This window comes from Enterobacter sp. AN-K1 (genome assembly GCF_020971765.1).
Lineage (GTDB): Bacteria > Pseudomonadota > Gammaproteobacteria > Enterobacterales > Enterobacteriaceae > Enterobacter > Enterobacter hormaechei_C.
Genome location: NZ_CP087390.1, coordinates 2,230,605 through 2,243,502, shown reverse-complemented (window position 1 = coordinate 2,243,502; position 12,898 = coordinate 2,230,605). Strand labels below are relative to the sequence as shown.

Sequence of the window (12,898 nt, the reverse complement as noted above, 5' to 3'; positions counted from 1 at the left end):
TTCCATTTACTGATTAAAACAGAAGCTGAGTTAAGCGATAATCATGTAACCGTTTAACCGACTACGACCATTATCAAGGAGCGAAAAATGGCTACGCACTTTGCACGAGGAACATTAACGGAAGGGCATCTCGTATCGGCCAGACTTTCTTCAGCCTGTCACAGTGAGGCGCTCAAACTACCTGAACACCGCAGGACGCGGTTTTTAGCTTCCCGAGCGCTCCTCGCAGAACTGCTTTTTATGCTCTACGGCACCAGCGAATTACCGGACATACTCACCCAGCCAGAAGGTCGCCCGGTTTTTGCGGACCCGGCACTCCCCCATTTTTCCATTGCGTACACCGGCAACATTGTTGGCGTCGCGCTGACGACGGAAGGTGATTGCGGCCTGGATATGGAGCTACAACGCGTCACGCGCAGCTTCCATGGTGCTAACGCGCTCGATGAATACCCGCTCTCCAGCAATGAAAAGCTGTGGATACGTAACCAGAACGACCCCGTTGAAGCCAGAGCGCAGCTCATCACCCTTCGCCAGAGCATCCGCAAACTGAGCGGCGCGGCGTCAGACGACGCCAGCCTGTTGCAGCTGCTCCCCGGCTCCGGACGCCTGCGCGCGACAAAAGCCTCGCTGGTAGAGGCACTCTGCGACGCTGAGGACGTACTGATCTGGTCCGTTGCGGTGACCCCCGCCATCGAACGGCTGAAAATCTGGGAGTTTGACAGCACTCGCGGTTGGCGTAGTCTTCCGGATGTACCTGAGCGCGCCAACGAGCCCGCCGCGCGCCTGATGCGATTAACCAGTTTACCGGCAGAAAAAGCATACACCCATAGCTGATCCGTCCAGGATCATCATGATGAAACAGGAGTAATCATGTCTGATACGTTGAAAGTTGTTACGTTACTGGGAAGCCTGCGCAAAGGTTCTTTTAACGGGATGGTTGCCCGTACGCTGCCGCAGCTGGCGCCTGCGGGAATGGAGATCAGTACCCTGCCGTCCATTGGCGACATCCCGCTTTATGATGCTGACGTTCAGCAGGAAGAAGGGTTCCCGCAGAGTGTGGAAGCGATAGCCGAGCAAATCCGTCAGGCTGACGGCGTGGTGATTGTGACGCCTGAGTATAACTACTCGGTGCCGGGTGGTCTGAAGAACGCCATTGACTGGCTGTCCCGTTTACCGGAGCAGCCGCTGTCTGGTAAACCTGTGCTGATCCAGACCAGCTCAATGGGCGCCATCGGCGGCGCGCGCTGCCAGTATCACCTGCGTCAGATCCTGGTGTTCCTGGATGCGATGGTGATGAACAAGCCGGAATTTATGGGCGGCGTGATTCAGAACAAGGTCGACCCGCAGACGGGTGAAGTGGTGGATCAGAGTACGCGTGACCATCTCTCTGGCCAGCTGACCGCGTTTGGGGATTATATTAAGCGGGTGAAGGCCTGATAAAAAAGCCCGGTGGCGCTAGCGCTTACCGGGCCTACACTCGTCAGTAGGTCAGGTAAGCGAAGCGCCACCTGACACCACCAGCATCTTAGTGTGCATCAATAAACACAATCTTCAGCACAAACAGCAGCGCCACAATAATCACGCACGGGCTAAGTTCGCGGAAGCGGCCGGTACCGATCTTCATCACGCAGTAAGAGATAAAGCCCAGCGCGATACCTTCGGTGATCGAGAAGCTGAACGGCATCATCACCGCGGTAATAAATGCCGGAACGGCTTCCGTCAGATCTTCCCACTTCACGCGCGCCAGGCTTGAGGTCATCAGCACGCCGACGTAGATCAGCGCGCCGGCTGCCGCGTATGGTGGCACCATCCCCGCCAGCGGAGAGAGGAAGATCACCAGCAGGAACAGCAGACCCACAACTACCGCCGTCAGGCCGGTACGCCCACCCACGGACACACCGGAAGAGGATTCAATGTAAGCGGTAACAGACGAGGTACCGATGAAAGAGCCAGCAACGGAAGAGATGCTATCCACATACAGCGCCTGCTTCATGCGCGGGAATTTGCCTTTTTCATCTGCCAGACCCGCTTTGTCGGTCACGCCAATCAGCGTACCGGAGGAGTCAAACAGGTTGACCAGCATGAAGGAGAAAATCACCCCGGCCAGTCCCAGGTTCAGCGAGCCCGCCAGATCAACGTGGCCAATCACGGTAGAGACGCTCGGTGGCGCAGAGACGATACCGTTGTAATGCACGTCACCCAGCATCCAGCCCAGCAGCGTGGTCACAATGATAGAGACCAGCACCGCAGCATGGATGTTGCGCGATGCCAGGATCGCGATGATAAAGAAGCCCAGCACGCCCAGCAGCACGCTGTGAGAGGTCAGGTTACCAATGCTCACCAGCGTTTCCGGGTTCGCCACGATAACGCCAGCGTTTTTCAGCCCCATCATGCCGATGAACAGACCGATACCGCTGGTGATGCCCACGCGCAGGCTCACGGGAATGTTCGCAATCATCCAGTAGCGCACGCGGAAGATGGTCAGCAGCAGCAGGCCGACCGCGCCCCAGAAAATGGCGCCCATCCCAACCTGCCACGGCAGGCCCATTGCCTGAACCACCACGAACGCAAAGAACGCATTCAGACCCATTGCCGGGGCCAGCGCCACGGGCAGATTAGCGAAAACGCCCATCAGGATGCTGCCAAGGGCCGCGATCAGACAGGTGGTTACAAAGACGGCGCTGGTGTCCATGCCAGCCACGCCCAGAATTTGCGGGTTAACGAAAACGATATAGACCATCGTCAGGAAGGTAGTAAAACCGGCGATCACTTCGGTGCGTGCCGTTGTGCCGTGCTCGCGCAGTTTGAACACGCGCTCAAGCAGCCCCTGACCAGACGTCTGGGTAGTGTGTTGTTGACTCATCATCAATTTCCGAACAAGGAGGGAAAATTCGTCGCTATCCTATACCAAAATGCGACAATAGTGGCGGTTACGGGATACTTTTTTCATTGATTTTGCTTATACGGCAACGATTGCGTCCCGGTGAACTGCCGTACGAAAACGTTAAACTTGTTAAAAGGGAAAGGCATGTCCGGAATTGAAGCGGTATTTTTCGACTGTGACGGTACGCTGGTCGACAGTGAGGTCATTTGTTCCCGCGCGTATGTCGCCATGTTCCAGGAATTTGGTATTACGCTCGATCTCGAAGAGGTGTTTAAACGCTTTAAGGGCGTGAAGCTGTACGAGATCATCGACATCATTAACGAAGAGCACGGGGTGGATCTGGTGAAAGCGGATCTGGAACCGGTGTACCGCGCCGAGGTCGCACGCCTCTTCGACGCCGAGCTGGAAGTTATCGCCGGCGCTAACGCGCTGCTGGATGCGATGACGGTGCCGATCTGCGTGGTCTCTAACGGCCCGGTCAGCAAAATGCAGCACTCGCTCGGCAAGCTGGAGATGTTGCACCACTTCCCGGAAAAACTGTTCAGCGGCTACGATATCCAGCGCTGGAAGCCCGATCCGGCGCTGATGTTCCACGCGGCGAAGGCGATGAACGTCAACGTGGAGAACTGCATTCTGGTGGATGACTCATCTGCCGGCGCGCAGTCAGGGATTGATGCGGGGATGGAGGTGTTTTACTTCTGCGCCGATCCGCACAACAAGCCGATCGACCATCCAAAAGTGACAACCTTTACCGATCTGGCGCAACTGCCAGCGTTGTGGAAGGCGCGCGGGTGGGATATTACGCGTTGAATTAACGTAGGGCGGGTAAGCGTTAGCGCCACCCGCCACACATATCACTCTTTCGGATCTTTACCCGCCAGCAGCTTGTCCAGCTCGTCGCCGCCCACGTGTCGGAAATCCTGCCCCTTCACGAAATAGAAGATGTATTCGCAAATGTTCTGGCAACGGTCACCGATACGCTCGATGGAGCGCGCGCAGAACAGCGCGGTCAGTACGCTTGGAATGGTACGTGAATCTTCCATCATGTAGGTCATCAGCTGACGCACAATGCCTTCGTATTCCTGGTCAACTTTCTTGTCTTCACGGTAGATACGGACCGCTTCGTCCAGATCCATGCGCGCGAAAGCGTCCAGCACGTCGTGCAGCATCTGCACGGTGTGGCGCCCGAGAGACTCCAGGCTCACCAGCAGCGGCTGGTGCTGCTGGGAGAATTTCTCCAGCGCGGTACGGCAGATTTTATCCGCCACGTCACCGATACGCTCCAGCTCGGCGATGGTTTTGATGATCGCCATCACCAGACGCAGGTCGCTCGCCGTCGGCTGACGCTTCGCAATGATGCGCACGCAGGCTTCGTCGATGGCGACTTCCATCATATTGACGTTGTGGTCGCCTTCAATAACGCGCTTCGCCAGCTCGCTGTCCTGGTTGTGCATCGCCGTGATCGCATCAGAAAGCTGCTGCTCGACCATGCCGCCCATGGTCATCACCTGGGTGCGAATGCTTTCCAGTTCTGCGTTAAACTGGCCGGAAATGTGTTTATTAAGATTGAGGTTGTCCATGGTTTCTCCACATGCACTAAGGCAAATCAACCGTAGCGGCCAGTAATATAATCTTCAGTTTGTTTCTTCGCCGGACGGGTGAACAGCGCGTCCGTATCGCTGAACTCAATCAACTCGCCCAGGTACATAAACGCCGTGTGGTCAGAACAACGTGCAGCCTGCTGCATGTTGTGGGTCACGATCACCACGGTGTAATCCTGCTTCAGCTCGGTGATCAGCTCTTCGATACGCCCGGTTGAGATCGGGTCCAGGGCTGAGCACGGCTCATCCAGCAGCAAGACTTCCGGGCGAATGGCGATACCGCGCGCAATGCACAGACGCTGCTGCTGACCACCGGAGAGAGAGTACCCGCTCTGGTGAAGTTTATCTTTGGTTTCGTTCCATAATGCGGCCTTGGTCAATGCCCACTGCACGCGCTCGTCCATATCCGCACGGGAGAGCTTCTCAAACAGACGCACACCAAAGGCGATGTTGTCATAGATCGACATCGGGAACGGCGTGGGTTTCTGGAAGACCATCCCCACTTTCGCACGCAGCAGGGCGATATCCTGGGTATTGGTCAGGATGTTGTCACCGTCCAGCAGAATTTCACCTTCTGCGCGCTGCTCCGGATAGAGCGAATACATTTTGTTAAAGGTGCGCAGCAGCGTGGATTTGCCACAGCCGGACGGACCGATGAATGCCGTTACCTGGTTCTTCGCGATATCCAGATTGATATTCTTCAGGGCATGGAATTTGCCGTAGTAGAAGTTCAAATCACGAACCTGAATCTTACCCGGGGCAGTATCAACCATACTCATTGACTCATTTCCTCATTCGGCGCCGCGAGCTGCCGCGCCGTAAAAATTTAACCGTGTTTCTTCTTCGCGAAAATGACGCGCGCCAGAATGTTCAGCAACAGTACGCAAAGGGTGATGATCAGCACCCCGGCCCAGGCCAGCTGCTGCCATTCCGCGAATGGGCTCATCGCAAATTTAAAGATCGTCACCGGCAGGTTGGCGATCGGCTGCATCATGTCCGTGCTCCAGAACTGGTTGGAGAGGGCGGTAAACAGCAGCGGTGCGGTTTCACCGGCGATACGGGCGATAGCCAGCAGGATACCGGTCATGATCCCCGAGACGGACGCTTTCAGGGTGATCGCCGAAATCATCTTCCATTTCGGCGTGCCCAGCGCGTAAGCCGCCTCACGCAGGCTGTCCGGTACCAGTTTCAGCATGTTTTCAGTGGTACGAATAACGATAGGCACCTGCAACAGCGCCAGCGCAATCACACCCGCCCAGCCGGAGAAGTGTTCCATTTGCGCCACCACGATGGTGTAAACAAACAGACCTACCACAATCGACGGGGCAGAAAGCAGAATGTCGTTAATGAAGCGGATGACTTCAGCGATCCAGGACTTGCGGCCATACTCCGCCAGATAGATACCCGCCATGATGCCCAACGGCGTACCGAAAACGGTCGCCCACAAGATCAGCAGGCCGCTGCCCGCAAGGGCGTTTGCCAGACCACCACCCGCCGTGTTCGGCGGCGGCGTCATCTCGGTGAACAGCGCCAGGGACATTCCATCAATACCCCGGGTGATGGTGGACATCAGGATCCAGATCAGCCAGAACAGGCCGAACGCCATCGTCGCCATGGAAAGCGTCAGCGCAATACGGTTTTTAATCCGGCGCTTTGACTGCATTTTGCGACGGGATTCCGCAAGCTGAGCGGTGTTTTGCATGTCGAGAGTCGCCATTAGCGTGCCCCCTCGTTTTTAGCCAGACGCATAATCATCAGCTTGGAGATAGCCAGCACAATAAAGGTGATAACAAACAGGATCAGGCCCAGTTCCATCAGCGCCGCGACGTGCAGCCCGGATTCCGCTTCGGCAAATTCGTTCGCCAGCGCGGAGGTAATACTGTTCCCCGGCATATAAAGCGAGGCGCTGTCGAGCTGGTAGGTGTTGCCGATGATAAAGGTGACCGCCATGGTTTCACCCAGCGCGCGGCCTAAGCCCAGCATAATGCCGCCAATCACCCCGTTTTTGGTGAACGGAAGGACGATGCGCCAGATAACTTCCCAGGTGGTGCAGCCGATGCCGTAGGCAGACTCTTTCATCATCACCGGGGTTTGTTCGAAGACATCGCGCATGACCGCCGCAATGTACGGAATAATCATGATGGCGAGGATCACACCTGCCGCCAGAATGCCGATACCGAATGCCGGGCCGGAGAACAGCGCCCCCACAAACGGAATGGCAGAGAGAACGTTACCGACCGGCTCCTGGAAGTACGTCGCAAACAGCGGCGCGAAGATAAACAGGCCCCACATGCCGTAAACGATACTTGGGATGGCCGCCAGCAGTTCAATGGCGATACCCAGCGGACGTCGCAGCCAGCCAGGCGCCAGTTCCGTCAGGAACAGGGCAATACCAAAGCTCACCGGAACCGCAATCAGCAGGGCGATAAAAGAGGTCACCAGCGTGCCGTAAATCGGCACCAGCGCACCGTAAATATCGTTCGGCGCATCCCACTCTTTGGTCCACAGGAAGGCGAAACCAAATTTTTGAATGCTCGGCCAGGAGGAGAAAATCAGGGACACGATAATGCCGCCCAGCAGCAATAGCACAATCAGCGCAGCCAGTTTCACCAGCGCGCTGAAAATCATGTCACCTTTTTTACCCGGAGGGTTAAATGCAGGCTTGGTTGCAGCCATAAATTACTCTTCTGTTTGAGACGTTTTTACGAATATGCCCGGTGGCGCTGACGCTTACCGGGCCTACAGACTAAACCGTAGGGCGGGTAAGCGCAGCGCCACCCGCCATCTTCGTTAAATATATCCTGTTAGTACAGTGCTTTACCGCTGCTGTCTTTCACGTTGGTTTTCCATGCAGCACGGATCTGCTCAACCACGCTGTCTGGCAGGCTGGCGTAATCCAGATCGTTAGCCTGTTTGCCACCATTTTTGTATGCCCAGTCGAAGAACTTCAGCACTTCAGCACCCTGCTCAGGCTTCTTCTGCTCTTTGTGGACCAGAATGAAGGTGGTAGACGTGATAGGCCATGCATCGTCGCCTTTCTGGTTGGTCAGGTCCTGCGCGAAGGATTTGCTCCAGTCAGCGCCTTTCGCGGCGTTGGCGAAGTTCTCTTCGGTCGGGCTAACCGGTTTGCCGTCGGCAGAAACCAGTTTGGTGTAAGCCAGGTTGTTCTGCTTAGCGTAGGCATACTCTACGTAGCCGATAGAGCCAGGCAGACGCTGTACGAAGGCTGCGATACCGTCGTTGCCTTTACCGCCCAGACCGGTTGGCCAGTTAACGGTAGAGCCGGAACCGACTTTAGATTTCCACTCTTCGTTCACTTTCGCCAGGTAGCTGGTGAACACGAAAGAGGTACCAGAGCCGTCAGCACGACGAACCACCGCGATATTCTGCGAAGGCAGCTTAACGCCCGGGTTCAGCTTAGTGATGGCTTCGTCATCCCATTTTTTGATTTTGCCCAGGTAGATGTCACCCAGGGTTTTGCCGTCCAGCACCAGCTCGCCTGATTTCAGGCCAGGGATGTTAACAGCCAGCACAACGCCGCCGATCACGGTCGGGAACTGGAACAGGCCTTCCTGATTCAGTTTCTCATCAGACAGCGGAGCGTCGGATGCGCCGAAATCAACGGTATTCGCGGTAATTTGTTTTACGCCACCGGAGGAGCCGATACCCTGATAGTTGACCTTGTTACCGGTCTCTTTCTGGTAGGTATCCGCCCATTTGGCATACACCGGCGCAGGGAAGGTTGCACCAGCGCCAGTCAGGCTTGCTGCTGCAAAGGCAGAGAAAGCGCTCATTGATAAGGTCGCGGCGACAACAGTTGCGACAGTGGTACGCATAACTTTCATAATGTCTCCTGCAAGGATTTCGTAAATCATTGTTTAAGTGGCTACGATGAGCAAAATAGGACAAACAGGTGACAGATAAATGTACGAAATATGACAGTTTTATGACAAAGCCAGCGATGGATATAACCACATGAAAAATAAAGCCATTAATTCACAGCATGGTCATATTTTTGTCATCTTTTTTGCAATGAATCAGTTTTAGCGTAGCTGATATGACAACGGCTGTCATAAACAGCCGTTGTCATTTTAATGAGCGATTTCAATCGTCAGAGTTGCCGTTGCATTGAACTGGCCTGGTTTGGGCCTCGCTCCTGTCGCGCTGGCAGGCGCGCTTGAAAATGTCAGCGTGCCCAGCGTATCCCCCATGATGTCGGGAATTTTAGTCGTTTCCGCTTCAAGGGCACCGCCATTCGTATTCACTTCCCGATTATATTTATCGTAGACTTTAATTCCTACGTCTTCGTTGTCCGTCGCAATCATCGAATTATCAGAAGCCACGGCTGAGGCATGCAGGGTTGCGTCGAGCTTGTCGTAGAACATCATATTGGTGCATTTGATGTTCACGGTACGAGTGATTTTGCGATCGGTCAGCGCTTTCCCTTTCGTCGACGAAAACTCTGACGCCAGGATTTTATTGAAATCAAAAACAATGGCCTGCCCCTCGTCAATCTCACAAGATTGAGGAACCGTCACTGTTCCCTGAACAATCACATCAGAAATAATCTCATTCGAAACAGTACGCGGGTCGATCGTGGCATAGATATTCGCCACCAGCGTCGCCGGGATCGTCATCACCCCGGTAAAGGCTTTTTTAACGTACAAATAGACCTGCCCCGAGCCGCCACTATAAAACGTGGTGGCGGAACTCACGCCGTTATGACATTGATAGGGAGTACCGGTTTTATTCGGCAGATGATCAAAAGGCACGGCCGTATAACCGACACCAAGTATGTAAACAAGCAGGCCGATATCAACGTTTTCATTCAGGTTAAAATAGGCGACATTGTTCCTGCTTCCCGCAGGCACCAGCGCCGGATTAACGACGCTGGTTATGTAGGTGTGATCGTAACTCTGATTCGGCCCGGTCAGACAGTAGCAGGTACCTTTAAACGAGGTGTTGTTATTATTCACATTAATAAGCGTTGTCGTCCCGGCTATATTGTCCGTAATGGAAAACTGCTCTGTAAAATTGAGGTAGTTATGATATTTGCCATTGTCTGGCACACAATAACCGGTTGGGGCCGCATGCGCATAAAAGACGCAGGTCAGTAAGGCTAAAAGCCAGTATTGCAGTTTCATTTTAATCCTTTATCGACACGTGACGGGCATCTGCACCAGTCCAGCGTCAGGCTGTTGTTGAAGCGTGTATTCCGCCCGACAGGTTGCGCCGTCGTTTAGCGTCAACGTAAATTGCCCCTTTTCCGGCATGCCTGAGAGATAGAGTTCGCCCTCTTCTCCGACAATGCCCGTAACGCTTCCGGTGTCCAGCGTTGCCGATCCCGTTGCCCCAAAAGGCGCAGGTTTGCCATTGCTGAGATGAACGTTGAAAAGGATGCGGTAGCCGATATGCGTAACGAATTCCGCTTTTACTACCGCTCCACGGGTGGGAACCAGATTCTGGACGCTTTTTTCCAGTTCAACATTGCCAGAGGCAAAGTCGCTGTCGCCAATTGCGATACGATTTTCATCATAGGGTGACAGCTGCGTTTTTACGGTGTAGCCGCGCCAGTCCGTCGCGACACCGCTGCTGTTTTCCACCGCCAGGCCCGCCGCTCCTGGAGCTTTCACCAGCGCGACGGTTTCTCCCATTTCCTGTGAGAAGGTGACACCTTCTGAATGCAGTAGAATGCCGCCGCTGACGCCATAATTGAGACTTCGGGTTTCGTTGCTCCAGGCATAGTTACCTTTCATGGAGCCATAAGCCGCGTCCCATGCCAGTCCCGCATTCCCCCCCGTACTGCCGCCACTTTCATCAACGGATTGCTGTATGTTCCAGTTCAAGTTGTTGTTCTGAAGCAGCCTTCCGTTCAGGCCTACCTGATGGGAGACGCTGTTTTTATTGTTGCCAGTAACGTTATAGTTGGCGTAGGTGTTCGGTAACCACTGGGAGAGCGGAAGCGAGAGTGACAGCATGAAAACGTGTTCGTTTTCGCCATCCTTTTCCCAGTCCCCATCGTGATGATTCGCAGTATCGGTATAGTTCCATGACGCATTCCACGTCATCTGTTTCCAGCTGTTGCTGTAACCAATCTGGATCAGCCGTTCAACGTTATCCGTTCGCCAGTACTGTTCACGGCTCAGCGTCAGGTAAATATTTCCATACCCCTGCGCAAAAGGTTGTGTCCACGTTCCCTCCAGACGGCTTCTGCGGTTACCCGTTTGCCAGAACGTCTCGCTATCGCTCCTGCGGGAAGCCCACTCATCCAGGGTATAAAATCCTTCCGTTGAATAGCGATAGCCTACTATTCGCAGGCTGGTATTACTTACATCGAACGTCTTGGAATAGAGAAAACGCCAGGATTGCCCCTGCTCCGTATCATCGACAAAACGAGACGCCGCATGGGTGACATCCATCGATATCGCCCCGATCTCGCCGAGATCCTGACCAATACCAGCCGCTATGGCAGTGTAATTCTCAGCTAACTGTGTGCCGCCATACAGCGTCATTCCCCCTTGCATGCCGCGTAAAAGCTGAGCCTGCAATAAATCAGGTGAATAGCGATCGCTGTTGTTCAGTTCGCCAATGCTGATATCAAAGTCCGTCTGGCCTTCCCGTCGCAATATCGCCAGGGAAGCATAAGGCTGCGTAAAATGCTGCTCACTACCGTCTTCTTCTTTGATCGTAACGTCGAGATCGCCCCCACTGCTGGTGGTGTTGAGATCGGTCAGGGCAAACGGCCCCTGAGGAACAGCAGATTGATAGATAATGTAGCCATTCTGACGAATGGTGACGACGGCATTACTTTTAGCAATGCCCCGGACGACGGGTGCGAAGCCGTTCAGACTATCCGGCAGCATGTCATTATCGGTGTACAGGCGCACGCCGCGCACCTGGCTGCTATCGAATAGATCATTTGCCGTCCAGGTATCCCCCATCATTATCTGGCTTCGCAGGCTGGCAATATCACGTTGTAAATACGTACTCGCAGAATGATAACTGCCGTTGCTGTTTACCGCATTGAGGGTGCTGTAGTTGCGAAGTCGCCAGCTGCCAAGGTTAATACCGCTACGCATGTTCAGATAATACAGATCGTCACTGTCATAGTCTGATTTCAACGTCTGGGTGGTTGAAAAATCATAATTCACCATCAGGGCATTAATACCCTGATCCCAGCGTGAAGGCGGAATGGCGTCACGCGCTGAAGAATCCATATAAATCTGCGGGATAGAGACCCGTAACGCGAGCTTTTCGTCATCCAGAACCCATGTAGCTCCCGCCAGCGGGGGAACGGGCTCGCAGCGGCTGGTGTTAATCGTAGCCAGTGCTTTTATGGCATCCACTTTTATGCCAAACGTAGCCAGCGTATTTTTTAAGTCGCGGAAACAGGGCTGGAGTGCGCTCTCGTTGTTTGTTCGAAAAAAATGGATTTCACGGCGCTCAAAAAAGCGCTCGTTGATATAAATATCAACCTGATAATCCCCTTCAGGGAGATTATCGGGCCGGCTAAACTGACTGATATCAATGTCGACCGGATGTTCAAGTTCTAACAATCGTGAGTTAAAGGTTTCACCAGCAGCGTGCCCGGAATACGTGCCGCTGACCCACAGCGACACCAGGGATAACATAAAATAGATGCGCTTCAACGTTAACCATCTCGCCTGAGTCAAAGGGGGTGTTTGATGGCGTCGCTTATCGCGCCATAATCATTGATGCTATGCCAGATGAGTGTCTTACTCGCGACACCAGCGGGTAAGGGAATGTTGAGCGTCTCAAAGGGCTTAATCATCGCCAAATCCAGCGGTTTGCCGTCTACAGCAACATCAATAACGTTGATATGGATAGCCGTAGGATTATTAACCACCAGGGTATTGCCTTGTTTGCGCCAGATGACTTTTAGGCTGGCGGTTTCAGGCTTTTCAGTAATGCTGGCAGGGCGCCAGAATAACTTAATGCGCGTTTTAATTGCGATTTCCAGCTTGCTGTTCTGTTTGTCCGGCGTCGGAGGGATATTCTTCACATTCAGCCAAAATACAGATTCCCGATCGGTGGGTAAATCGCTTTTTGTTTTAATAATGCGCAATACGCGCTCCTGTTTTGGCTCCAGCCTTGAAACAGGAGGAATAACGGTAAACGGTGGTTTCGTTTTCTCTGTGGCTAAAAAAGGATCAATCCATGCCTGAATCAGATAGGGTAAGGAAGTATCATTATTAATTACAGAAATAGTGGTATCTGTTTTATTGCTGGGGAAAATAACCCGCGTACCACCGATAATAATCCCACCCCAGGAGGGAGAGGCACACACGACTAAAAAGAGAATAATAAAAATGTCGATAAAACGCCTGCGCATATCATATCCTGTGACAGGCCTGCGAGGTTTCGCTGTCCATTAGACGTAAAGAAACCTGCC

At 53.6% G+C, this 12,898-nt stretch carries 12 protein-coding genes; 3 read left to right on the top strand and 9 right to left on the bottom strand.

Annotated features, from left to right (window positions below):
* Positions 1-87 precede the first annotated feature (87 nt).
* Complete coding sequence (locus LOC22_RS10740) at positions 88-834, top strand: 4'-phosphopantetheinyl transferase family protein (protein WP_017694032.1); 747 nt, start codon at positions 88-90, stop codon at positions 832-834.
* 36 nt (positions 835-870) lie between these two features.
* Positions 871-1,437 carry an NADPH-dependent FMN reductase gene (locus LOC22_RS10735; protein ID WP_045333543.1) on the top strand — a complete coding sequence of 189 codons (567 nt, stop codon included), beginning with the start codon at positions 871-873 and terminating at the stop codon, positions 1,435-1,437.
* Between the two features lie 88 nt (positions 1,438-1,525).
* Here LOC22_RS10735 and adeP read toward each other — a convergent pair whose 3' ends face one another.
* Positions 1,526-2,863, bottom strand: a complete 1,338-nt coding sequence (gene adeP, locus LOC22_RS10730) for an adenine permease AdeP (protein WP_017383704.1) — start codon at positions 2,861-2,863, stop codon at positions 1,526-1,528.
* A gap of 165 nt (positions 2,864-3,028) precedes the next feature.
* On the opposite strand from adeP, the gene yieH reads away from it, so the two are divergent.
* On the top strand, positions 3,029-3,694 hold the full coding sequence (gene yieH, locus LOC22_RS10725; protein ID WP_017383705.1) for a 6-phosphogluconate phosphatase: 666 nt from the start codon (positions 3,029-3,031) through the stop codon (positions 3,692-3,694).
* A gap of 44 nt (positions 3,695-3,738) precedes the next feature.
* Here yieH and phoU read toward each other — a convergent pair whose 3' ends face one another.
* The 8 genes from phoU to LOC22_RS10685 form a co-directional block, all read right to left on the bottom strand.
* Positions 3,739-4,464 (bottom strand): phosphate signaling complex protein PhoU, encoded by a 726-nt coding sequence (gene phoU / locus LOC22_RS10720; RefSeq protein WP_003861153.1) that lies wholly within the window; start codon positions 4,462-4,464, stop codon positions 3,739-3,741.
* A gap of 26 nt (positions 4,465-4,490) precedes the next feature.
* Positions 4,491-5,264 (bottom strand): phosphate ABC transporter ATP-binding protein PstB, encoded by a 774-nt coding sequence (gene pstB, locus LOC22_RS10715; RefSeq protein ID WP_003861154.1) that lies wholly within the window; start codon positions 5,262-5,264, stop codon positions 4,491-4,493.
* A gap of 47 nt (positions 5,265-5,311) precedes the next feature.
* Entirely contained in the window at positions 5,312-6,202 is an 891-nt protein-coding gene (gene pstA, locus LOC22_RS10710) for a phosphate ABC transporter permease PstA (protein ID WP_003861156.1), read from the bottom strand.
* On the bottom strand, positions 6,202-7,161 hold the full coding sequence (pstC, locus tag LOC22_RS10705; protein ID WP_015570141.1) for a phosphate ABC transporter permease PstC: 960 nt from the start codon (positions 7,159-7,161) through the stop codon (positions 6,202-6,204). Before pstC ends, pstA begins: the two co-directional genes overlap by 1 nt.
* 128 nt (positions 7,162-7,289) lie before the next feature.
* Positions 7,290-8,330 (bottom strand): phosphate ABC transporter substrate-binding protein PstS, encoded by a 1,041-nt coding sequence (gene pstS, locus LOC22_RS10700; RefSeq protein WP_017383706.1) that lies wholly within the window; start codon positions 8,328-8,330, stop codon positions 7,290-7,292.
* 246 nt (positions 8,331-8,576) lie between these two features.
* Positions 8,577-9,629 (bottom strand): fimbrial protein, encoded by a 1,053-nt coding sequence (locus LOC22_RS10695; RefSeq protein ID WP_047729016.1) that lies wholly within the window; start codon positions 9,627-9,629, stop codon positions 8,577-8,579.
* Positions 9,630-9,638: 9 nt separating this feature from the next.
* Positions 9,639-12,116: a fimbria/pilus outer membrane usher protein gene (locus LOC22_RS10690; protein WP_230239550.1), complete on the bottom strand. Its 2,478-nt coding sequence runs from the start codon at positions 12,114-12,116 to the stop codon at positions 9,639-9,641.
* 38 nt (positions 12,117-12,154) lie between these two features.
* Positions 12,155-12,838: a fimbria/pilus periplasmic chaperone gene (locus LOC22_RS10685; protein ID WP_230239531.1), complete on the bottom strand. Its 684-nt coding sequence runs from the start codon at positions 12,836-12,838 to the stop codon at positions 12,155-12,157.
* Positions 12,839-12,898: the final 60 nt, after the last annotated feature.

What these genes read in the sequence shown, in the direction of transcription:
- pstB (WP_003861154.1), bottom strand. Translation starts at nt 5,264, where the DNA reads ATGAGTATGGTTGATACTGCCCCGGGTAAGATTCAGGTTCGTGATTTG.
- phoU (WP_003861153.1), bottom strand. Translation starts at nt 4,464, where the DNA reads ATGGACAACCTCAATCTTAATAAACACATTTCCGGCCAGTTTAACGCA.
- LOC22_RS10685 (WP_230239531.1), bottom strand. Translation starts at nt 12,838, where the DNA reads ATGCGCAGGCGTTTTATCGACATTTTTATTATTCTCTTTTTAGTCGTG.
- yieH (WP_017383705.1), top strand. Translation starts at nt 3,029, where the DNA reads ATGTCCGGAATTGAAGCGGTATTTTTCGACTGTGACGGTACGCTGGTC.
- LOC22_RS10690 (WP_230239550.1), bottom strand. Translation starts at nt 12,116, where the DNA reads ATGTTATCCCTGGTGTCGCTGTGGGTCAGCGGCACGTATTCCGGGCAC.
- LOC22_RS10695 (WP_047729016.1), bottom strand. Translation starts at nt 9,629, where the DNA reads ATGAAACTGCAATACTGGCTTTTAGCCTTACTGACCTGCGTCTTTTAT.
- LOC22_RS10740 (WP_017694032.1), top strand. Translation starts at nt 88, where the DNA reads ATGGCTACGCACTTTGCACGAGGAACATTAACGGAAGGGCATCTCGTA.
- adeP (WP_017383704.1), bottom strand. Translation starts at nt 2,863, where the DNA reads ATGAGTCAACAACACACTACCCAGACGTCTGGTCAGGGGCTGCTTGAG.
- pstS (WP_017383706.1), bottom strand. Translation starts at nt 8,330, where the DNA reads ATGAAAGTTATGCGTACCACTGTCGCAACTGTTGTCGCCGCGACCTTA.
- LOC22_RS10735 (WP_045333543.1), top strand. Translation starts at nt 871, where the DNA reads ATGTCTGATACGTTGAAAGTTGTTACGTTACTGGGAAGCCTGCGCAAA.
- pstC (WP_015570141.1), bottom strand. Translation starts at nt 7,161, where the DNA reads ATGGCTGCAACCAAGCCTGCATTTAACCCTCCGGGTAAAAAAGGTGAC.
- pstA (WP_003861156.1), bottom strand. Translation starts at nt 6,202, where the DNA reads ATGGCGACTCTCGACATGCAAAACACCGCTCAGCTTGCGGAATCCCGT.